This window comes from Marinobacterium litorale DSM 23545 (assembly GCF_000428985.1).
In the GTDB taxonomy this organism is placed as follows: Bacteria; Pseudomonadota; Gammaproteobacteria; order Pseudomonadales; family Balneatricaceae; genus Marinobacterium_D; species Marinobacterium_D litorale.
Window position 1 is genome coordinate 1 of sequence record NZ_AUAZ01000040.1, and the last position, 21995, is coordinate 21995.

Genomic DNA, 21995 nt, shown 5'->3' on the forward strand with positions numbered 1-21995 from the left:
TGAAAGGGAGCTTCGAGGCGCTGGATGGGTGGATCCGCCGGCATCTGCGCAAAATCCTCTGGCGTCAATGGAAGCGGCCGTTCACCCGGGTCAAGATGCTGATGCGACTGGGTCTGTCTGAAGACAGGGCTTGGCGCAGTGCGACCAATGGGCGTGGTCCTTGGTGGAACTCATGCGCCTCGCACTTGAATCAGGCATTGCCGAAGAAGGTGTTTGATCGCATCGGACTGGTATCGCTGATGGATCAGTATCATCGGCTTAAATGTGTATCATGAACCGCCGTATGCGGAACCGCACGTACGGTGGTGTGAGAGGACGGAGGTCGCAAGACCTCCTCCTACTCGATTTCTGGCTGGGCTTTCTGTTAGTCGCGCTCAATCGCCAGTGCAGTACCCATGCCGCCACCGATGCACAGTGTGGCCAGGCCTTTCTTGGCATCACGCTTGGCCATTTCATGGACCAGAGAGACCAGAATGCGGCAGCCGGATGCGCCGATCGGGTGGCCCAGGGCGATGGCACCACCGTTCACGTTCACCATGTCGGTGTTCCAGCCCAGGTCCTTGTTGACGGACATGGCCTGGGCAGCAAACGCCTCGTTGGCTTCTACCAGCTCGAGCTCATCGATGGACCAGCCAGCTTTTTCCAGCGCCTTGGTGGTTGCGCAGATCGGCCCTGTACCCATGATGGCCGGGTCGACGCCCGCAGAGGCGTAACCTTTGATACGCGCGAGAACCGGCAGTCCCAGTTCCTGTGCCTTTTCCGCGGAGCAGAGAATCACCGCTGCAGCGCCATCGTTGATGGTGGAGCTGTTGCCCGCAGTGACTGTGCCGTCCTTTTTGAAGGCGGGGCGCAGTTTTGCCAGCGCTTCCGGCGTACAACCAAAGCGGGGCTGCTCATCGGTGTCAAAGACCACCGGATCGCCCTTACGCTGGGGGATGCTGACCGGAATAATTTCGTCTTTGAAACGACCGGAGGTGACGGCGGCCTCGGCTTTGTTTTGTGACGCACTGGCGAAGGCATCCTGCTCCTCGCGGGTAAAGCCATACTTCTCGACGATATTCTCGGTGGTGATGCCCATATGGTAGTTGTTGAAGGCGTCCCACAGGCCGTCCGTGATCATGGAGTCGATCATCTTCCAGTCACCCATGCGGGCGCCGTTACGAGAGTTGGGCAGCAGGTGGGGCGACTGGGACATGCTCTCCTGACCACCGGCGATGATTACATCGGCATCGCCACAACGGATCGCCTGGGTGGCGAGCTGCAGTGCCTTGAGGCCGGAGCCGCAGACTTTGTTGATGGTCATGGCCGGCGTTTCCTGGCTCAAGCCTGCGTTCAGGCTGGCTTGGCGAGCCGGGTTTTGGCCGCAGCCAGCGGTCAGTACCTGTCCGAGGATGACCTCGTCGATGGCGGAGGGGGCGATGCCGCTTTTTTCGAGCAGACCCTTGATAACAGTGGCGCCCAGATCGGAAGCCTTGACTGAAGCCAGTGATCCGTTGAAGGAGCCTACGGCCGTACGACCGGCTGCTACGATGACAACGTCGCGCATAGGTGTGCCTCTCTTACATGTCGTTTTATTTAAAATCCAGCGATCCATGCTAAAGCGATCTGATGACCGGGTGATTGCATGAGCAGCGGAAAAATAGAGCCACCGACCGCATTACGCAGGTGCGAAAACAGGGCCAGTCCCTGAAGTCTGCGGTAAGCCAAAGCAAGCTGTCAAGAGAGGGTGGCGCTGCCGTTGAGGCAGCGCAGTGCGCAGGCTGGAAAGGCTAGAGGTCCAGCTCGATGTTGTCGATCAAGCGGGCGGCCCCCAGATAGGCGGCGGCGATAATCACGAGCTGGCGATCATCGGGGTTGGCGGCCAGCATATCGCTGCGCCTGAGTATATGGATGTAATCCCGCATGAAACCCGCTTCTTCAAGCTGTGACTGAGCCTGTTCGATAAGCGCCGGGTAATCGCTTGACCCGGATCGAAGCGCGTCCGCCAACTGATTGAGCGTGGCGTAAAGCGTTGGCGCGACAGCCAGCTCTGACTCGCTTAGATAGCCATTTCGGGAGCTGAGCGCCAGGCCGTTCGAGGCCCGCTCCGTGCCGACGCCGATGAGTTCGACCGGCATTGAAAGATCTTCAACCATCCGGCGGATTACGTGGAGCTGCTGGTAATCCTTACGACCGAACACGGCCACATCGGGCTGTATCAGGTTAAACAGCTTGTTGACGATCGTCGTGACACCACGAAAGTGGCCGGGACGACTGCTGCCGCAATACAGATCAGAGATGCCAGGAACCTCGACGAAGGTCTGTCCGACGCGCCCGTGAGGGTATATTTCCGCTTCGCTGGGTGCGAACAGCAGGTTGCAGCCGAAGGCTCTTAACTGCGCCTGATCCTCGGCCAGCGTGCGCGGATAGCGCTCAAGGTCTTCCTGAGGGCCAAACTGCAGTGGGTTAACGAAGATTGATGCCACGACGAAGTCCGCGTTTTCTACCGCGGCCTCCACCAGTCTCAGGTGGCCCTGGTGCAGGTTGCCCATGGTAGGCACCAGTCCGATGCGCCGACCGGCGTTACGCGCCGCCGATAACTGCTCGCGCAGCTCACTAATTGTTGTAATCGTCTGCATGATCAGTCAAAGCTATGTTCGGCGGAAGGGAAAGAGCCGTCGCGGACAGCTCCTGCAAAATGGGTCAGGGCTTCCTGAATCGTGGAAGCGTCTTCCATGAAGTTTTTAACGAACTTGGGTGTGCGGCCGGGATTCAGGCCCAGCATGTCGTGCAGGACCAGAACCTGGGCGTCAGTATGGGGGCCTGCGCCGATGCCGATAACCGGGATTGAGGCGTTTAGCGTGATTTCCTGTGCCAGCAGAGAAGGGACGCACTCAAGCAGCAGCATGCTGGCACCGGCTTCCTCCAGGCGACGGGCGTCTTCGATCATTGCCAACGCGGATTCACGATCACGCCCCTGTACGCGGTAGCCGCCGAGTTTGTTGACGGCCTGTGGCGTTAGTCCAAGGTGGGCACAGACGGGGACGCCGCGTTCGGCCAGCTGGCTGACGCTGTCGCAGAGCCAGCCTGCGCCTTCGAGCTTCACGATGTGGGCGCCCGCGCGCATGAGCTCAGCCGAACTCGCCATCGCCTGGTCGGCGTTGGCATAGGTCATAAAGGGCAGGTCAGCCATGATCATGGAGCCGGTGTTGCCCCGGGCGACAGAGCGCGTGTGATAGGCCATCTCTTCCAGCGTAACCGGTACGGTACTGCTGTGCCCCTGAAGTACCATGCCCAATGAGTCGCCGACGAGGATCAGCTCGATGCCCGCCTGGCTAACCTGATTGGCAAAGGTCGCGTCATAGGCGGTGAGCGAAGCGAACTTGCCACCGGACTCCTTGCGTTCGGTTAGGGTGCGCAGGGTGATGTTGCTCATAGTACGTCTCGGCTTTTTATTGGGTTTGTCGTCGAAAGTGCTCGATTATAACGGCATCTGCTCCAATGTGCCCATGGGGCAAAGGGCTAACCACTGCGAAAGTGTAGTCCCCCCCGGCAACGACAGGTCTGCCGCGATCTCGGCCAGCGGCCAGAGTACGAAAGCGCGTTCGCGGATATGGGGATGAGGGACTGTCAGTCTGGAGGTCTGAATCTGTCGATCGCCATAGAGCAGCAGGTCGAGATCCAGCGTGCGTGGGCCCCAGTGGCGCTCCCTGACGCGCTGATGCCTCTGCTCGATCGCCTGCAGCTGATCGAGAAGTGTTTCGGGCTCCAGCGATGTGTGCAGCTCCGCCACCGCATTAATGAAATCGGGCTGATCCTGTGGGCCGACCGGGTCCGAGCGGTACAGGGAGGAGTGCGTGACCAGACGGCAACCTCCGATTTCTGCAAGCTGTTCAAAGGCCGTGGTAACGTGCCGTTCCGGGTTGTCCAGATTGCTTCCCAGCCCGATGTAACAGCGGACCGGAAACTCAGTCATTGTGGTCTGCCGGTTTGGGCTTCGATTTACGCCGGCGGCGGCGGCGCGGCTTATCCGAGCCCTCGCCCTTGGTGCTTTGGGTCATGCTCTGGCGCTGGTTTTCGTCGGTGTTCTGGTAGTCGGTCCACCACTGGCTTAAGCCGCCCAGATCCTCGCCGCTGTTTTCACGCAGAAGCAGCAGGTCGTATGCGGCCCGGAAGCGAGGGTGGCCCATGGTCTGTTCGGCGCGCCTTTTTTGCGGCAGTCGAAGCTGTAGTTCCCAGATGTCCCGGACGGGGCCTGAGAAGCGCCGTGGAATCGCTGTCGAGCGCACCTGCTGCGACAAGACTTCGTTGGCTGCCTGATGAAGGCTTGGTAAAGGTGGTTGGTCACCTTCATCCAGTATCTCCTGCATCCGTCGCTGCATGGGGTACCACAACAGTGCAGCAAACAGGAAAGCCGGCGTTACGCTCTTGTTTTGTGCCAGACGGCGATCGGTGTTGGCCAGTGCATTCAGGACCAGTGTTTCTACCGGGTAGTCTTCAGAGTCCAACATGTCGTCGGTCTGGGGGAAGAGCGTCTTGAATAGATCGAACCGCTTGAGCTGTCGAAACGAGGCCTCACCGTGACCGCTCTGCAGTAGCTTTAGCGCTTCGTCAAACAGCCGGGCAGGGGCGATCCGTGTGATCATGCTGCCTAACCGATGGATCGGTGCTGCAGTCTGTTCTTCGATCTCAAAACCCAGCTTGGCCGCGAAACGAGCGGCGCGCAGCATGCGAACCGGGTCCTCACGGTAGCGGTCTTCAGGGTCGCCGATCATGCGAATCTGGCGTTGCTGAATATCCTTGTAGCCATCGGCAAAATCATGAATCGAGTAGTCATGCACGCAGTAGTAGAGCGCATTAATGGTGAAATCACGCCTCAGTGCATCTTCTTCGATTGTGCCATAAACGTTGTCACGCAGGATCATGCCGGATTCGGCCTGGCGGCCGTGTTCGCCATCCGGATTGTCTTCATGGTCGTGACCGGCACGGAATGTGGCAACCTCGATCACTTCGCGGCCAAACCGAACGTGCAGCAGCTTGAAGCGCCGACCGATCAGGCGAGAGCGGCGGAACAGCTCCTCGGCCTCTTCAGGATGGGCGGAGGTGGCAACGTCAAAGTCCTTTGGGTGTTTGTTCAGCAGAAGGTCACGGATACAGCCGCCGACCAGGTAGGCGTCGTAGCCTTCGTCTCGCAAGCGGTAGACAACCTTCATCGCGTTATCATCAAGACGCTGACGCGGGATCTGGTGTTCGGACTCGGGAATAACCCGCGGGGATGACGAGTGGTTGCTATCATCATGGGAGGTTTCGTCGGCGGTTTCAGGCTGACGGGGTTTACGCAGCCAGAGTGCACCGATGATAACGGCGATAACAAACGCGGCCAGGGTAATCAGAGAGGTCTGCATTGAGTTTGAGGTGTGCGTTCCAATTGTGGATGTTCAAAAGTGGCGCATCATAGCATAGCTGGGATGTGTAGTGCATTGCAGCAAAGGTGCCGGTGTTTGAGGCTGTGCCGGTCAGCACCGCTCGAAGCAGGGCCCTTTGGGTTAAAAGGCCGGGTTGGCGACATGTGTGTTACGCAGAGGCACTGCGAAGCGAGATATGTAAGCGGAGAGAATAACAGGGTAGGTGGGGTGCTGATCACAAAGCGCTCACATTGTCATTGCTTGGCTTGTTATTTTTATTGCCGTCGCGTGACGCTGTATTCAGTCTCTGTGACCAGCCAAGCCTCATTTTTATTTTTGTTCGAGGCGGGACACCTTTCGGTCGCGGCTGTTTTTATTTTTATTGCTGCCGAACGTCTCAGGCCGTCGTTGTTGTTGTTCTGATCTATACAAAGCAGATGCTGTGCCAGTTTTTGTAAGTTATTAATTAATAACCGTTTATCTGATTTTTTTGGATCTGTTACCTTGGGTGTTACCCTCTTTTTGTTACCTGTTGCCACGTTTTCGGCGGTGCAGCATGGGTAGTAAGGTAACACTTAGGTTCTGTTACCCTGCGCCCAAAGTGTTACTTCTTTGGGCGGCGGGGTATGCCCAGTTTCTGCCGTCTTTCCCACAGGCATTTTCGGCTTACGCCTAAGGTCTTAGCGAGTTCTGTCTCACTCATGGAGTCCTGGTTTTCCAGCACGAAGCGTTGGAAGTAATCGTCGAGAGACAGGTCTGTGCGCGCAGAGCGGTTCGTATTACTGCTGCGGGCTTCGTCATGGAGTGACTGATGCTGGCTGTATTGGTCTTCGAAGTCGCTCAAGGATTGGTGATCGGTATCCAGGCCGAGCAGGTCCGCTGTGATCTCGTCGCCATCGGCCAGAATGACCGCCCGTTCAATGGCGTTCTCCAGCTCCCTGACGTTACCGGGCCAGGAGTAGCGCAACATAACGCGTTGGGCGTCGGCATTGAACTGCAAAGGACCGGTGCCCAGTTTGCGGCAGCGGCTGTCGAGGAAACGCTGAGCCAGTTCCACGATATCTTCGTCGCGCTCGCGCAACGGCGGCATACGTAGCTCCATCACGTAGAGTCGGTAATAGAGGTCTTCCCGAAACTCGCCCTGTTTAGCCAGGTTCTTCAGGTCACGGTGAGTGGCAGCAATCAGACGGACATCCACCCGGCGCGGCTGGACGGCGCCAACGCGGCGAATCTCGCCTTCCTGCAGAAAGCGCAGCAGGCGCGCCTGAGCTTCCAGTGGCAGCTCGCCAATCTCATCCAGGAACAGGGTTCCGCCATCGGCGGATTCGATCAGGCCACTGCGGCTGGCGTTGGCGCCGGTGAAGGCGCCTTTTTCGTGCCCGAACAGCTCCGATTCGATCAGGGTATCGGGGATCGCGGCGCAGTTTACGCAGATCATCGGCCGGCCGGCACGATCGCTCTGTTCATGTATGGAGCGTGCCGCCAGCTCTTTGCCGGTGCCCGATTCTCCCAGGATCAACACTGTGGCATCGGTCTTGGCGACCTTGCTGATGCGGCGGAACAGCTCCTGCATCGGGCGGCAGCGACCGATTATTTCAGTCTGTGTACTCTCTTGGCTGGGGCTGGATCCCGCGGTCTCGGATGTGCCGGTCTGCTTGCGCAGGATTTCAGCAACGGTGGAGAGCATTTCGTCGTGGTCGAAAGGCTTGGCGATATAGTCCACGGCGCCCAGCTTCATGGCGTCAACGGCCGAGCGCAGGCTGGCGTAGCTGGTCATGATCAGTACCGGAACCGGGGCGGCCAGCTCGATCAGTTCGGTGCCTTCGCCACCGGGGAGACGAAGGTCGCTGATGATCAGATCAAACTCGTGGAGTTGATACTGTTCGGTGGCGTCGGCGATGGAGGGGGCATCGGCGACACTATACTCATGCTTTTCCAGTAAGCGCTTGAGTGCTGAGCGGATGATTGATTCATCCTCAACAATCAGAATTCGGCTCATATGGTTTTGGACCCTTGCGTCTGATAACGGTAACCGATCAGGGTTGTGACCCTGGATACCGGGGTAAGGTTATGACCACCTGAGTACCATTATTCTGCTTCTTATCGGCGGGGCTTAAGAGTTCGATGTTACCATAGTGTTCAACAATAATATTATAGACTAAAGGTAAACCGAGCCCGGTGCCCTTGCCGGGCTCCTTGGTTGTGAAGAAGGGCTCAAACAGGCGCTCGATATTTTCCGGTGCGATGCCGGTCCCTTCATCAGTTATTCGTACTATCACCTGGTGGGCGTTGCCATCCGAGTCTACCCGGATGGTGCCCCGGTCTGGAGAGGCATCGCTGGCGTTGTTCAGCAGGTTTATCAATACCTGCAGCATCTGTTGGGGGTCTGCAGCGACACAGTCTTCGCGCGCGACCTCGTTGATAAACTGCTGCTGGCGCACGCGGGAGTCGAGCTTTACCAGGTGAATCGCCTCGGCTACACACTCGCGCATATTCATGGGTTCACGTTCGCCGCCCCGTGCCTGCTGGCCGGTATGGGCGAACCTGACCAGCGATTGCACGATACGACTGATCCGTTCGGTCTGCTCGACAATTTGCTCCCCGGTTTCTAGAATCTCCGGGGCATCGGTTTCCAGCTTCAGGTTCTGCGCCAGGCAAGCGATGCCGGTGACCGGGTTGCCGATCTCATGTGCCACGCCTGCGGCAAAACGGCCGATTGAGGCGAGGCGCTCCTGGTGTGCCAGATTACGCGAGATCAGTTGGTATTCGGTTTCATCCTCGATCAACAAAACCATCCCTTGAGCGGAGGCTTCTCCCAGGCTTGCCTTGTGCAGACTAAACCAGCGTGGGCGCCCTTCTATTTCGACTTTAACCGCGGACTGGTGTTGGGTCTGAGCGTTGGCGAACTGTTCAAGTAGCGTATTCCACGGGGGAGGGAGGGTGTTCAGTGGCGCTCCGATGCAGCTCTCATCGTCAACGCCGGTATAGCGGCAGAGCTCTCGGTTCCAGAGCTGGATCCGCAGTTCGCCATCCAGAGTGCAGGCCCCGATCGGCATTTTTTGCAGGGTAATGCGATGATAGCGGCGCAGTTGGTCCAGCTCTGCCGCCAGTCCTGACAGGCGGGCGTCGTAATGCTCCAGCTGATTTTCCAGCAGGTGGATTTCACGTGCTCGGAATCCCCCGCTGCGAGTGTGTGGTGTGGGGTCTGCAAAAATAGCGGCGGCTTCCACCGGGCCCAGCAGACCGGACAGGTTCTGCTCGAGTTTACTGCGTAGACGCAGAGCGTCCAGCGGGCGCAATTCGCCGGCGGAAAGCCCCAATGCCTGACGGGCCCGGTTCAGTTCCCGTGTTGCGCTTTCCGAGCCGATATGGGGAGCAAGTGCTGCGTGCAGATCCTGATGCCGGCGCAGCGAAGGTGAGTGAGAAAGCGTACGTTGCAGGCCGTTGAGCACGCAGGCATCGGCACTTTCCCGTTCTGACTCTCGGCCGGGAAACAGCGCGGAACCGATCAGCAGCAGGGTCAAATTCACCAGAAAGGAGATCAGTGTATGGGTGTACCAGCTGTCCTCGGCGAGCCCAGCGGTGATCTGAAAGCCCAGCAGTTCCTGATGCAGTGGAAGTGTCAGAGCAAATAGCCAGACCGAGAAACCGCCTGCCAGACCCAGAAGAAAGCCGGTGCGGCTGGCGCCAGGCCAGTAGAGTGTTGATAGCAGCCCGGGTAGAAACTGGAGGAATGCCACGAAGGCCAGCAGGCCGAGCTGGCTTAATGTGAACTGTTCACCGAATAGCACAAAGAAGAGGTAGCAGGCGAAGATCAACAGCACAATCAGGAACCGGCGCAACCACAAAAGCCAGGCATAGAAGCGGGCGTTTTCCGGACGTTTTACCAAGGGCAGAACCAGATGGTTCTGCAGCATGGAGGCGAGAGCGACCACGGCCACGATAATAAGCCCGCTGGCGGCAGACAGGCCTCCGATAAAGGCGATCAACGTGAGCCAGGGCTGATTGAGATGGCTGCCGAGCGTCAGGATGATGAAATCCGGGTTGTCCATCGGAGCGCCACTGGCTTGCGCTGCCCACAATATGGGGGGGACGCAGAGCGCAGTCAGCAAAACAAACAGTGGAATGACCCAGGTTGCCTTGTAGAGGCTCTCGGACGAGACGTTTTCGGTAAACGCCAGGTGGAACATATGGGGCATGACGATGGCCGCAGCGGCGAAGGCCAGCACCAGAACCCGCCAGCCACCTTCGCTGCCGGGATGCTGCATGCGAGTCAGCGCCTCGGGGTTGTTGTGCAGCCACTCTTCGAGGCCGCTGCCGCCACCAAAAAAGCCCAGATAGGCAAACAGCCCGACGATGACGATAGCGGCCAGTTTGACCACGGATTCGATGGCGATAGCCACCACCAGACCGCTGTGACTGTTACGCAACGTGGCGCGCCGCGCGCCGAACAGGATCGCAAAAATAGCGATGATCACGCAGAACGCAGCGGCGATCTGATGGCGTCCCACCGAGTTGTTAAGCAGATACAAAGAATCGGATACCGCCTGTATCTGTATCGATATCAGAGGCAGGCTGGCGCAGAGCATCGCCACCGTGGTCAAGGTTCCTACACCACCGCTGCGGAACCGGAAAGCGAACAGGTCCGCCAGTGATGAGAGCTGATAGGTTCGGGTGATCCGTAAAATCGGAATCAGAATGACCGGAGCCAGCATGAAGGTGGCGGCTGCGCCGATATAGGAGCCCAGATAAATGTAGCCGGACTGAGCGGCCAGGCCAAACGTGCCGTAGAACGTCCAGGCACTGGCATAGACCCCCAGCGAAAGTGCATGTAGCAGCGGGTGGCGGACAAGTTTGCGTGGCAGTACACCGCGCTCCGCCATGTAGGCGGCACTGAACAGGAGCAGTAGATAGGTGAAACAGAGCAGCAGAAGCTGCGGCAGCTCAACGTTCATGGCGGTGCCAGTGTTCGATTAGAGCGATCAGCATACAGACGCCGATGCCGATCAAAAAGGGGCGATGCCAGGGGCCTTCGCCAAACAGCCACAGATCGAGCAGCTCGGGGCCAAGCAGAAGTGTGATCAGGCATACGACAATCAACAGCCGATGCGGATACATTCAGCTCCACTCCTTCGGCCGTACACCGGGCTGACGGGGCACCGCTTCGATATGCCAGTTTGAAACACCCCACTCCAGGATCGTCTGAGCCGCTTCTTCCCTTAATGCCGCGGGAGGATTCTGCCCGAGAATCTCAAGAGCAAAATACAGATTGCGACTTCGGTCTTGATCACTATCGCTCAGCGCCGGTGCATAGGTTTGCTTGCTGAGCTTCTGTCCCTCGGCATTGGTGGCGACGGGAATGTGAGCATAGCTCGGCGTGACCAGTCCCAAATGCTTCTGCAGCACGATCTGGCGGGGTGTTTCATCGATTAGATCAAACCCGCGTACCACCTGATCGACGCGCTGATAGGCATCATCGACGACGACGGCCAGCTGATAGGCAAAGAGTTGATCTCGCCGGAAGATAACGAAATCGCCGCGCCCGTCCTGGCCCGGGTAAAGGCGATTACCCTGGATGCGGTCATGAAACTGAACGTCTTCGGCCGGGTAAAGAGCACGTACCGCACACTGTGTGCCCGGTCGGGGAGTGTGGGTGCGACAGTGGCCGTCATAGAGCGCCAGAGCGTCACGCCGCTTCATTTCACTGCGGGTACAGCTGCAGGGGTAGGCCAGGCCTTGGCTGATGAGTGCGTCGAGGTTTTTTCGATAGATGCTGAGTCGGTCGCTTTGGAAAAGAACCTGATCGTCCCACTCCAGGCCGTAATGGGCCAGCGTTCGGATGATGTTGTCCGATGCCCCGGGGACTTCGCGCGGCGGGTCCAGGTCTTCGATTCGCAACAGCCAGCGTCCGCTCTGAGATCGACTATCTAGAAAACTGGCAAGCGCCGCCATGAGTGACCCGAAGTGCAGCGGGCCGGTTGGCGAAGGGGCAAAGCGTCCTGTGCAGTTCACAACCACTGGGTCCTGAACGGAACAACGGTCGCGGGGTGAGTGCCGCGACCGTTCGCCGGAGGCATTAACCGCCGAGCTGCTTTTCCTTGATTTCAGCCAGGGTTTTGCAGTCGATACACAGGGTGGCTGTAGGACGCGCTTCCAGACGACGAATGCCGATCTCTACGCCGCAGGCATCACAGAAGCCGTAGTCGTCTTCGTCGATTCGCTCCATCGCTTCGTCGATCTTGCGGATCAGCTTGCGCTCGCGGTCCCGGGTGCGCAGTTCGAGGCTGAACTCCTCTTCCTGGCTGGCGCGATCGCTGGGGTCGGCGAAGTTGGAGGCTTCCTCCTTGAGGTGAGTGATGGTGCTGTCCACCTCTTCCATCAACTGATGCTTCCACGCCAACAGGATGTCGCGGAAATGGTCTTTCTGCGCATCGTTCATGTACTCCTCGCCTGTGTTAAGCGGATAGGGCTCGAAGTGTGTGAACTGAGATTCAGTTTTATTTGCCATGGGCGCAGCCTCACATCTAGGGCCGGCGGCGGATAGTCCGGGCCGGGCCTTGATCCGGAAATGGAACCACCATCCGGTGGTGTCTCAAAAGCCGGTGAAATTACCAGAAGCCTTCCCTTTAGGCTAGACCTGTTCTGGCGTTTTGCTTAGTTTCGTTATGGTGATAACAGAATAGAGATTATTTGGGCGTTAAATTAATTGGGTTTCGTGAAAATCATAGTTTATTGTGCGGGCTTATGTTTTCTGGTTAGTGATTAATTGTGTTGTTGGTTGGTGGCTATAATCCTTGGTCGTAACTAACAGGTAGGAGAAAAGTGGTGACAGCGGAAAAGTGGACAGCTCGAGCACGTGCTATCGACTCTTTTAAGGTGATGGATCTGCTCAAGCGAGCGCGTGAGCTGGATGATCTGGGTCAGGACGTGGTCCATATGGAAGCGGGAGAACCGGACTTCGAAACGGCACCGGCAATCAAGCGTGCTGCCGTTGAAGCGATCCAGACCAAAGCGATCCAGTATACCCCTGCCGGAGGCATTGCTCCGCTGCGTGAGCGTATTGCCCGCTTTTACCAGGAGCGTTACGGCATCGAGCTGGGACCGGAGCGGGTGCTGGTGACTCCGGGCGCCTCCGGCGGCCTTTTGCTGGCATTTTCCCTGCTGGCCGAAAAGGGGCAGCGCTTTATGATGGCTGACCCGGGTTATCCCTGTAACCCTCAGTTCTTACGTCTGGTTGAAGCCGGCGCCCAGCGCGTGAGGGTGGATGCCTCTACTAATTTTCAGTTGACGGCTGAGCTTGTCAGAACCCATTGGGCGGAAGATACGGCTGGCGTATTGTTGGCGTCGCCGGCCAATCCAACCGGGGCGGTCGTTCCCCCGGAGGAGATGTCGCGGATCGCAGCCACGGTGCGGGAGCTCGGAGGCGAGCTGATCGTTGATGAACTCTACCACGGCCTGACCTATGGGTTTGATGCTCAGAGCGCACTGGCAGAGGATGACCAGGTTGTGGTGCTCAATAGCTTCTCCAAATATTTCGGCATGACGGGCTGGCGCCTGGGTTGGCTGGTGGCACCGGCGGATGCGATCGCCGAGATGGAGAAAATCGCCCAGAATCTTTTCATTTCGCCGCCGACACTGTCGCAATACGCGGCCTTGGCCGCCTTCGAACCGGAGTCGATCCAGCTGTTTGAAAGCCGGCGTCGTGCTTTTCAGGAGCGCCGTGATCTGTTGGTGGGCGGACTTCGGGAACTGGGATTTGTGATCGATACGCCGCCTCAGGGGGCGTTTTATGTGTATGCTGATGCAAGTGCGTTGACCGACAACAGTTTCGACTGGTGCTGGTCGCTGCTGGAGGAGGATAAAGTCGCCGCGACACCCGGTGCAGATTTCTCCCGCTTTGACGCAAACAAGTATGTGCGCTTTTCCTATACCACCGGCCTGGATCGGATTGAGTTGGCGCTGGAACGTCTTGCTCGCCGTGCCCAGCGCTACGGATCATAAGCTGATCAGGATCCGGTCGCCCTCGGTGCACACCCTGACCGGGTCCAGTTGTTCTCCGGGGCAGGGGCCTGCGATGCACTCGCCCTGCTCGATGGTGAACAGGGCTCCGTGGGTGGCGCACTGAATGTACTGCTTTTCATAATCGAGAAACTGGTCAGGTTGCCATTCGAGCCGAATGCCACGGTGAGGGCAGTGGTTGTGATACGCATACAGCTGCCCCTGGCGGCGGATAATCAGGACGGCTTGCTCACCAACCTCAAATCCTCGAGCTTCGCCCTCGGGGATGTCGTCAAACCTGCAAAGGTCTATCATCATGTCTCCTCAAGCGGGGTTCAATTGCCGCTATGATACCTGTTGATTGTCATAGGGCGCTTACTTCTTTTCTAGTGCAGGCAAGTCGAATAATGCGAGGCTGTTTTTCATGCTGAACGTACCGGAGGGTGTGTCGCCCCCGTTCCGTCACTCCCCGGTCCTGTTTCGCGGTGCGGTTATCCTGGGGCTCGCGGTTGTCTGTTCTGTCAGCCTGAGCGTGGGCGTGTTTGATCTCTCGCCGAGTGATTGGGTAGATCCGCAGAGCGATGGGGGACGGGTGTTGTATCAGCTACGGCTCCCTCATCTGCTGACTGCGCTGCTGGTGGGCGCGCTGCTGGGGGGAACCGGTGCCGCCGCCCAAGGCCTGTTCCGCAACCCGCTGGCTGACCCGTCGCTCATCGGTGTGTCCGCCGGTGCCGCGTTGGCCAGTGTGACGCTGATGGTCGTGGCGGGGGCTGTGCTTGAGCCTGGGGTGATGAAGTTACTGCTGCCGGCGGCAGCATTTGTCGGTGGGTTGCTGGTGACGGTACTGGTTGTCCGTCTGTCCCGGACGTTTTCAGGTATCTCGGTGACCACGCTGTTGCTGACCGGGATGGCGGTAAATGCGATCGCCGGGGCGGGTATCGGCGCACTGAAGTACCTGTCCGATGACGTAGCGCTGCGTCAGGCCAGCTTTTGGTTATTGGGTAACCTTACCAGTCAGGGGTGGCTGCCGATTATTGTGCTGATTGTGGTCGGGTTTCCTGTCCTGATGCTGCTTTGTCGGGAGGGGCGGGAGTTGAATCTGTTGTTGCTTGGCGTATCTCAGGCGCAACTGGTGGGGGTGGATGTCCAGGCACTGCAGCGCCGGCTGGTCCTTCTCTGTGCTCTCGGGGTCGGCTGTGCCGTGGCCTTTGTCGGGCTGGTAGGGTTTGTGGGTTTGATTGTGCCCCATCTTGTGCGTCTTCTATGTGGTCCGGATAACCGGTATCTGTTGCCGCACTCAATTATCTTTGGCGCTTTGTTTATGGCGTTGGCTGATCTGCTGTCCCGCGTACTGATCAGTCCGGCTCAGTTGCCGGTCGGGATACTGACCGCGTTGGTGGGTGGCCCCTTTTTTTTGCTGCTCCTGACCCGGGGACGTGCCTTCGGAGGTGGCCGTGCTTAAGGCCAGCGCATTGGAATACGCAGCGCCGGGGCGGCAAGCGCTGTTGTGTGGTGATCTTGAATTGCCTGCGGGGACGGTTTCCGTGTTGCTGGGGCCTAATGGCGCCGGTAAATCGACGTTACTTTCGTTGCTTTGTGGTCTGTTGACCCCCAGCGCCGGAGAGGTGGCTCTCGACGGTACGGCGTTGGCGAAGCTGCCGCTGGTAGAGCGTGCGCGCCGGTTGACGGTTCTGCTTCAGCAGCAGCCTCTGGAGTTTGCATTTTCCGCCCGGGAGGTAATCGCCATGGGTGGGCAGCCTCTGAACCTGTCTGCTCCTCGGTTGGAACAGCGTATTTCCGCCGTGGCCCGGTCATTGGATATTGAAGCATTACTGGAGCGCAACTATCTGACATTGTCCGGCGGTGAGGCGCAGCGTGTGCAGCTGGGCCGCGTGTTGGTGCAGCGCGGCGTCGAAACCGGCGTGATTCTGCTGGATGAGCCGGTATCGGCTCTGGATCTGAAACATCAGCACCAGGCTTTGAGTTATCTGCGTGATCTGGCGAAAGAGGGTTATGCAGTGATGGCGATTCTGCATGATCTTAATCTGGCGGCGCGTTACGCCGACCACGTCATCCTGATGCAGGCCGGGCAGGTAATCAGCTCCGGTGAGGTGGGTGATGTGATGCAACCGCACCGCCTGTCGCGGTTGTTCAATGTGGATGTTCAGTGCCTGTGGAGCCCCGAGGGGCTCCCGGTTTTTCACAGTCTCAGTCGCTGATCAGATTGTGGCCGCGAAGTTGGGCTAGAAGCTGCTCGATCGCTTCATCATCCCGGGTGTCCACTTCCAGCGTGAGTAGCTGTTCCTCTTCGGTGAGAGGGTGAAGCAACTCCAGCTGACGTTTCATGACCGTAACATCGGCATCCGAAGGATCCAGGCCCTCCTCGGTCCTTCTTTTGAGACGGGCCTCAATCAGGTTCTGGTCACAGTGACAGCTGATAATGCGTACGGGGACTCCCTCTTTCTCCGCCAGCTGTCGATACAGGGTTCGGGTACGAAGGCGGATGAAGGTCGCGTCGACCACGACGCTGATGCCCGCTCTGAGCATGCTGCTGGTGGCATCCAGGGCGCGGTTGAAGGTGCGCAGGTTCATATCCGGGCCGTAGAGGTCCAGCTCTTCCCGCCGGGATGCTTCACGGTATATCCGTTTACGCTCCACATCGGAGCGAATACGGATCGCGCCCATGGCTTCAAACAGGCGCTCGCTCAGGTAGCTTTTCCCGGTGCCGCTGACGCCGTGCATCAGTAGCAGGAAGGGTTTGTGTTCCTGGCAGTAGTGAGCGGTCAAGTTCAGATAGTGACGAAAGGTCTCCAGATCCGGATGCTCGCCCAGCATGGCGACCTTGGCTCTGACCATGCTTCGGTATGCCTTGTAGAAATTGAGTAGCTCAAGACTCTCGTAGTCGCCGGTCAGTTCCAGGTAACGGTTCAGGCAGCGGTTTGCCCAGCGGAACTGTTTGTTGGCTTCCAGGTCCATCAGCAGGAAGGCGAGATCACAGATGGTGTCGATCCAGCGGAACTGCAGATTAAACTCGATGCAATCGAAGAGTCGAAGCTCGCCGTGGAACAGCGTGATGTTGCCTAAATGCAGGTCGCCGTGGCATTCACGGATATGTCCTGCCTGTTTGCGGGCGGCCAGGGTGGGGCGCAGGCGCTCGAACTCGGATCGCGTGTGGGCTTCCAGACGTTCAAGGAGTTCGATGTCCGCCGGGTTGTCCAGCTTTTCAGTCAGATGGCTGTAGTTGTCGAAAACCACTGCGCTGATCGTTTCGGCCTCGCCCCAGGGACTGTCCTGGGCAACCATCGGGATGCGCTGATGAAAATCCGCGATCTGTGCGGCGAGCAGATCGATCCACTGGGCCTCAAACCGGTGTTGCTGGAGCAGCTGGTCGAGCCGCTTCCCGCTTTCAAACTGACGCATGCGCACGGCATATTCGATGGGTGCGCTGTCATCGCCAAGGCGCGGGTCCGCTTCGCTGCCGCTGATCGGGATCACCGCTTCATAAATATCCGGCGCCAGGCGCTGGTTCAGACGCAGCTCTTCATCGCAACAATAACGCCGCTGTTCCAGGGTCGTGAAGTCGAGGAATCCGAAGTTGACCGGCTTCTTGATTTTGTATGCGTAGTCACCGGTCAGCAGCAGCCAGGAGATATGCGTCTCTATCACCTCGATCTCGTCGACCGGATGGGGATAGTGCTCGGGCAGGCGCAAGGAGTTGATCAGTTCTGGTACCATGTCGCGCATTCTACAGCGAAATGCCGGTTAATAGTGACTCCATGAGTAAAAAGCGAAACAGTGGTAAAAAAACCGGGCGACGTTCCTGGAAGCGTGCGGTGCTGAGACTGATATTAAAACTGTCACTGGTTGCCATCGTGATCGGTGGTGCCGGGCTGGTTTATCTTGATGCGCAGGTGCGGGAAAAGTTTGAAGGTAAACGCTGGGCGCTGCCCGCCAAGGTTTATGCACGCCCCCTGGAGTTGTATCCGGGCCAGCAGCTCAGTGCCGATGATCTGCAGCTGGAGTTGAAGGGGCTGGGGTATCAGGCGGTGCAGAGTGTCAGTCGCGCCGGTACCCTGAGTCGGTCCGGCAATCGAATAGAGCTGGTGAGTCGTGGTTTTCCATTCCCGGACGGAGCGGAGCCTTCCCGGCGCATGACATTGCGTTTTGATCAGGGGCGGTTGCGTTCGATCGACTCGGCCCAGAGTGGCGCGCTGTCGCTGGTGAGGCTGGAGCCAATTCTGATTGGCGGGATCTACCCTCAGGATAACGAAGACCGCGATCTGATCCGTCTGGAGGATGCTCCACCCCTGTTGCCGGCGGCTTTGATTGCAGTGGAGGATCGAAATTACTACAGCCACTATGGCATCTCGCTGAAAGGGATTGCGCGGGCCATGTGGGTGAATATCCGGGCCGGACGCTTCGTACAGGGTGGGAGTACCCTGACCCAGCAGCTGATCAAGAATTTTTATCTCACCGCCGATCGAACCCTGGCGCGCAAGCTGCTGGAAATGCCCATGGCGATGCTGCTGGATCTGCACTACAGCAAGGATGAGATTCTCGAAGCCTATCTGAACGAAGTCTATCTGGGGCAGTTCGGTGCCCGGGCTATCCATGGTTTCGGGATGGGGAGCCAGTATTATTTCGGTCGTCCGGTGGGTGAGCTCAGTCTCTCGCAGGTCGCGCTGCTGGCAGGCCTTGTGAAAGGGCCCTCTTATTACGACCCCCGGCGTCACCCGGAGCGGGCCAAGGCGCGACGTGATCTGGTGCTTAAGTTGTTGTTTGATCAGGGGCGGATCGCTGAGGTTCAGTATCGGCAGGCCGTCGACCAGCCGCTGGGCGTTGTTGAGAAGCGTGGGTTGCATAAAGGCGCTTACCCTGCGTATCTCGACGTGGTTAAGCGGCAGTTGCGTGAGGAGTATCGCGAGCAGGATTTGAGTTCTGAGGGGTTGCGGGTCTTTACAGCGCTGGACCCTCTGGTCCAGGCAAGGGCGGAGGGCGCACAGAATCAAACGCTGAAACAGCTGGAACAGCGTTTTGGTACCAAAGCATCCGGGCTGGAAAGCAGCATGGTCGTAGCCGACCCCCAGACTGGCGAGGTCCTGGCGGTCATTGGCGGACGCGATGCGCGCTACCAGGGGTTCAACCGGGCGCTGGATGCGCGCAGGCCTATCGGCTCTCTGGTTAAACCGGCGGTGTATCTGACAGCACTCGAGCAGGGCTACACTCTCGCCAGCCGGATTCAGGATGAGCCGTTTGAGCTTAAATTGCCGAATGGCGATGTCTGGTCGCCGGATAATTTTGACCATAAAAGCCATGGTGAGGTGCCGCTGCACCGGGCGCTCTCGCATTCCTATAACCAATCCACGGCACGGCTGGGCCTGGAGGTCGGGGTGGAGCGTGTGATCGACACGCTGGAACGGCTTGGCGTCGAACGGGAGCTCAAGCCTTACCCGTCACTTTTGCTTGGGGCGCAGGGGCTGTCGCCGCTCGAGGTGGCTTCGGTCTACCAGACCCTGGCCGCGAACGGCTTTCGGGTCCCGCTCCGGGCGATTCGTTCCGTCACCGATGCCCAGGGGCAGGAGCTGTCTCGATACCCGTTCCAGCTCAAGCAGACGGTGGATCCGGCACAGGTGCATCTGATCCAGTATGCGATGCAGGAGGTGGCGCGGGAGGGGACGGCCCGTTACGTCTACTCTCAATTACCGCAAAATCTGAATGTGGCGGGCAAAACGGGAACATCAAATGAACAGCGTGATAGCTGGTTTGCCGGGTTTACCGGGAACCGCCTCGCCGTTGTCTGGATCGGCCGGGATGATAATGCCAGCCTGCCGTTTACGGGATCCGGTGGGGCGTTGCGGCTCTGGACTGAATATATGCGTCGTGAAAACCCGGAACCGTTTTTCGCCCGACGCCCCGAGGGTGTCGAGTATGCGTGGATTGATGAGGCCACGGGGCGGCTGTCGGATGAGCGCTGTGAAGGTTCCAGGCAGCTACCGTTTATAGAAGGAAGTACACCGCAGGCGAGTGTAGACTGTGGACAAGCCCGTGGTGGTCGCTCGCCTCTGGATTGGTTCAGAGGCTGGTTTCAGTGAGGGGTAGCCCTTGGGGGGCTGATTAAATGTGGCAGGGAAACAGATGAAACGAGTTATGCAATTGCTGGGCGTCACCCTCGTGATAGCCGGCTGTGCCGGGCCCAATCCCTATCGAACGCCGGTAGAGGACAGAAGTGGGGGCTCGGCGCCATCGGGTCCGGGTAGCGTACAAGCGGTAGAGCCCTCGCCAGGGGTGACGGTGCAGCCGGTGGAAGAGGTACCCGTATTTCGTCCGCAACGTGAGGACGCCGAGCAGGTAGAGGAAGCGGTAGTACCTCCGACCACCCCCCAGTCTGAGGCGCTGCCGCAAAACGCGGCCGTTGTGGCGTTGCTGGACGGTGCGCAGGTTGATACCCGCAGCGGTGATCTGCGGGCTGCTCAGAACCGACTGGAACGGGCGCTACGTATAGCGCCGCGTGATCCGCAGGTTTACTACCAGTTAGCGGATGTGCAACGCCGGATGGGACAGTTCCTGCAAGCTGAGCAGGTGGCACTGAAGGGGGTTGATGTGGCAACGGGACAAGCGGCTGCATTGCGGCGGTTATGGAGTCTGCTGGCGCTGATCCGAAGCGACGCCGGTAATCCGGAAGGTGCCAAGGCCGCACAACGTGAGGCCTCGCGTTACTGAGAGGCTTTAACCTGGCTCAGCTCGGTACGCACGGCCAGGCTGACCAGTGCCAGGGTTGCCGTGACCAGCCCGAACAGCGCGCTCTGAGAGTACTCGAAGGGCGCGAACGGGCTGGCCAGGCTAAATGCGGTCGCTGCAAAAATGCCGGAAAGCAGTCCCAGACCCTGGGCCTGACGGGTTTGCATCAGCAGCGACCCCGCGATCAGAAGCACGGTACAGCACGCGGCCAATATCAGCAGGTAGGTCTCGCCGTGACCCAGTTGACGGGTCAGTTCGAAACCCGCAAACAGGCCCAGCAGCAATCGACCCCAGCCACCGGATGACCAGAAGCAACGCTTGGCCAGTGCCGGGATCGAGACGCCGAGAAAGGGTAAAGCGACAAACAGAGCCAGGTTATCAACCATTCGCTTGATAACCTGAAGGTCACCCCCGGGCTCGGGTAGCAGGTTGGCAATACTCGCCAGCGCGACAAACAGCATGCTCAGCGCCCAGGCAGAAAGCCAGGACGAGGCATGGGGTATGTCAGCGCGTCGCTGGAACGCCCAGGCGGCGCTGAAGCCGGCGACCAGAGCCAGCATCAGCCCACCCAGATGATTAAGCAGAGCTATCACAGTGTGGCAAACGCCTTGTCGGCCGCGGCAATCGTAGCATCCAGATCTGCTTCCGTGTGGGCGTCTGAAATGAACCCGGCTTCAAACGCGGAGGGGGCGAGATAGATGCCCTGATCCAGCATGGCGTGGAAGAAGCGACCGAAGCGCTCCGTATCACAGGCGGTCGCGTCGCTGAAACGACGGATCTCACTCTGCTCACTGAAGAACAGGCCAAACATGCCACCAACAGCGCTGGTTGTGAATGGGATGTCGTGGCGAGCCGCGACAACTTTCAGGCCCTCGGTCAGGTATTCGGTTTTGGCGCTGAGCGACTCATGCACATCACCTTCGCACAGTGCATTCAGCATCGCCAGGCCTGCAGCCATCGCCAGCGGGTTGCCGGACAGTGTGCCGGCCTGATACACCGGCCCTAAGGGGGCAATATGGGACATGATTTCAGTTTTGCCGCCGAAAGCACCCACGGGCAGTCCCCCGCCGATCACCTTACCCAGCGTGGTCAGGTCCGGAGTAACGTTGTACAGCGCCTGGGCGCCACCGAGGGCTACACGGAAACCAGTCATCACTTCGTCAAAGATCAGCACCGTACCGTACTGGTCACAAATCTCTCGCAGACCTTCGAGAAAGCCGGGCGCCGGGGGAATGCAGTTCATATTGCCGGCCACCGGCTCAACGATGATACAAGCGATCTGCTCACCCACTTCGGCAAACGCCTCACGCACGTTGTCCAGATTGTTGAACTCCAGCGTCAGGGTGTGCTCGGCCAGTGACGCCGGGACCCCGGGAGAGTTGGGTTCGCCCAGCGTCAGTGCGCCGGAGCCTGCCTTCACCAACAAGGAATCGGAGTGACCGTGGTAGCAGCCTTCGAATTTGACGATTTTGTCGCGCCCGGTATAGCCCCGCGCCAGGCGGATCGCGCTCATGGTCGCTTCCGTGCCGGAGCTGACCATGCGCACCATCTCCATGGAGGGAACCAGGTCACAGACCTTGTCCGCCATCTCGGTCTCGATGGCGGTTGGTGCGCCGAAGCCCAGACCGTTATCCAGCGCCTGGCGCACTGCGTCAATGACTGGGGCGTAGCTGTGCCCAAGGATCATGGGTCCCCAGGAGCCCACGTAATCGATGTAGCGCTTGTCGTCCTCATCAAAGAGGTAAGCCCCTTCACCGCGCTTGAAGAAAACCGGTGTTCCGCCTACGCCCTTGAAGGCACGAACCGGTGAGTTGACGCCGCCGGGGATATGGACCTGGGCTGCTTTAAACAGAGCTTCGGAACCTGACATTTAAG

Annotated in this window: 20 protein-coding genes; 6 read left to right on the forward strand and 14 right to left on the reverse strand. The window is 58.7% G+C overall.

What is annotated here, in order from left to right:
- A partial coding sequence (locus G403_RS0118800) for a group II intron maturase-specific domain-containing protein (RefSeq protein ID WP_027855357.1) occupies positions 1–275 on the forward strand: 275 nt, incomplete at its 5' end.
- An 89-nt stretch (positions 276–364) separates the two neighbouring features.
- On the opposite strand, the gene G403_RS0118805 is transcribed toward G403_RS0118800, so the two are convergent.
- From G403_RS0118805 to dksA, 10 genes are all read right to left on the reverse strand, one after another.
- On the reverse strand, positions 365–1546 hold the full coding sequence (locus G403_RS0118805) for an acetyl-CoA C-acetyltransferase (RefSeq protein WP_027855358.1): 1182 nt from the start codon (positions 1544–1546) through the stop codon (positions 365–367).
- Between the two features lie 223 nt (positions 1547–1769).
- Complete coding sequence (panC, locus tag G403_RS0118810) at positions 1770–2618, reverse strand: pantoate--beta-alanine ligase (RefSeq protein ID WP_027855359.1); 849 nt, start codon at positions 2616–2618, stop codon at positions 1770–1772.
- 2 nt (positions 2619–2620) lie between these two features.
- The gene (gene panB, locus G403_RS0118815; RefSeq protein ID WP_027855360.1) at positions 2621–3415 is read right to left on the reverse strand and encodes a 3-methyl-2-oxobutanoate hydroxymethyltransferase; all 795 of its coding nucleotides are present in this window, start codon (positions 3413–3415) and stop codon (positions 2621–2623) included.
- A gap of 45 nt (positions 3416–3460) precedes the next feature.
- A complete protein-coding gene (gene folK, locus G403_RS0118820) occupies positions 3461–3955 on the reverse strand; it encodes a 2-amino-4-hydroxy-6-hydroxymethyldihydropteridine diphosphokinase (protein WP_027855361.1) in 495 nt (164 codons plus the stop codon).
- Positions 3948–5384 (reverse strand): polynucleotide adenylyltransferase PcnB, encoded by a 1437-nt coding sequence (pcnB, locus tag G403_RS0118825; protein ID WP_036234609.1) that lies wholly within the window; start codon positions 5382–5384, stop codon positions 3948–3950. Before pcnB ends, folK begins: the two co-directional genes overlap by 8 nt.
- Positions 5385–5988: 604 nt before the next feature.
- Positions 5989–7383, reverse strand: coding sequence for a sigma-54-dependent transcriptional regulator (locus G403_RS0118830; RefSeq protein WP_027855363.1), 1395 nt, complete (start codon positions 7381–7383; stop codon positions 5989–5991).
- A gap of 37 nt (positions 7384–7420) precedes the next feature.
- A complete protein-coding gene (locus G403_RS0118835; RefSeq protein WP_027855364.1) occupies positions 7421–10339 on the reverse strand; it encodes a sensor histidine kinase in 2919 nt (972 codons plus the stop codon).
- Complete coding sequence (locus tag G403_RS25380; RefSeq protein WP_156899740.1) at positions 10329–10502, reverse strand: hypothetical protein; 174 nt, start codon at positions 10500–10502, stop codon at positions 10329–10331. Before G403_RS25380 ends, G403_RS0118835 begins: the two co-directional genes overlap by 11 nt.
- Complete coding sequence (gene gluQRS, locus G403_RS0118845) at positions 10503–11396, reverse strand: tRNA glutamyl-Q(34) synthetase GluQRS (RefSeq protein ID WP_027855365.1); 894 nt, start codon at positions 11394–11396, stop codon at positions 10503–10505. It lies immediately after the preceding gene.
- Positions 11397–11460: 64 nt separating this feature from the next.
- Positions 11461–11892, reverse strand: a complete 432-nt coding sequence (dksA, locus tag G403_RS0118850; protein WP_027855366.1) for an RNA polymerase-binding protein DksA — start codon at positions 11890–11892, stop codon at positions 11461–11463.
- Positions 11893–12209: 317 nt separating this feature from the next.
- Here dksA and G403_RS0118855 point away from each other — a divergent pair, with 317 nt between their 5' ends.
- A complete protein-coding gene (locus tag G403_RS0118855; protein WP_036234612.1) occupies positions 12210–13385 on the forward strand; it encodes a pyridoxal phosphate-dependent aminotransferase in 1176 nt (391 codons plus the stop codon).
- On the opposite strand, the gene G403_RS0118860 is transcribed toward G403_RS0118855, so the two are convergent.
- Positions 13380–13697: a Rieske (2Fe-2S) protein gene (locus tag G403_RS0118860; protein ID WP_027855368.1), complete on the reverse strand. Its 318-nt coding sequence runs from the start codon at positions 13695–13697 to the stop codon at positions 13380–13382. The genes G403_RS0118855 and G403_RS0118860 overlap by 6 nt on opposite strands.
- Positions 13698–13806: 109 nt before the next feature.
- On the opposite strand from G403_RS0118860, the gene G403_RS0118865 reads away from it, so the two are divergent.
- The gene (locus G403_RS0118865) at positions 13807–14844 is read left to right on the forward strand and encodes a FecCD family ABC transporter permease (protein WP_036234615.1); all 1038 of its coding nucleotides are present in this window, start codon (positions 13807–13809) and stop codon (positions 14842–14844) included.
- Complete coding sequence (locus G403_RS0118870; RefSeq protein ID WP_027855370.1) at positions 14837–15601, forward strand: heme ABC transporter ATP-binding protein; 765 nt, start codon at positions 14837–14839, stop codon at positions 15599–15601. The genes G403_RS0118865 and G403_RS0118870 overlap by 8 nt, the downstream gene beginning before the upstream one ends.
- On the opposite strand, the gene G403_RS0118875 is transcribed toward G403_RS0118870, so the two are convergent.
- Entirely contained in the window at positions 15591–17117 is a 1527-nt protein-coding gene (locus G403_RS0118875) for a bifunctional aminoglycoside phosphotransferase/ATP-binding protein (RefSeq protein ID WP_027855371.1), read from the reverse strand. The genes G403_RS0118870 and G403_RS0118875 overlap by 11 nt on opposite strands.
- A 41-nt stretch (positions 17118–17158) precedes the next feature.
- Here G403_RS0118875 and mrcB point away from each other — a divergent pair, with 41 nt between their 5' ends.
- A complete protein-coding gene (gene mrcB / locus G403_RS0118880) occupies positions 17159–19474 on the forward strand; it encodes a penicillin-binding protein 1B (protein ID WP_027855372.1) in 2316 nt (771 codons plus the stop codon).
- A gap of 43 nt (positions 19475–19517) precedes the next feature.
- Positions 19518–20102 (forward strand): tetratricopeptide repeat protein, encoded by a 585-nt coding sequence (locus G403_RS0118885; RefSeq protein ID WP_156899741.1) that lies wholly within the window; start codon positions 19518–19520, stop codon positions 20100–20102.
- On the opposite strand, the gene G403_RS24685 is transcribed toward G403_RS0118885, so the two are convergent.
- Together G403_RS24685 and hemL are read right to left on the reverse strand one after the other, a co-directional pair.
- The gene (locus G403_RS24685; RefSeq protein ID WP_027855374.1) at positions 20096–20713 is read right to left on the reverse strand and encodes a hypothetical protein; all 618 of its coding nucleotides are present in this window, start codon (positions 20711–20713) and stop codon (positions 20096–20098) included. The genes G403_RS0118885 and G403_RS24685 overlap by 7 nt on opposite strands.
- Positions 20710–21990 (reverse strand): glutamate-1-semialdehyde 2,1-aminomutase, encoded by a 1281-nt coding sequence (gene hemL / locus G403_RS0118895; RefSeq protein WP_027855375.1) that lies wholly within the window; start codon positions 21988–21990, stop codon positions 20710–20712. The genes G403_RS24685 and hemL overlap by 4 nt, the downstream gene beginning before the upstream one ends.
- Positions 21991–21995 lie beyond the last annotated feature (5 nt).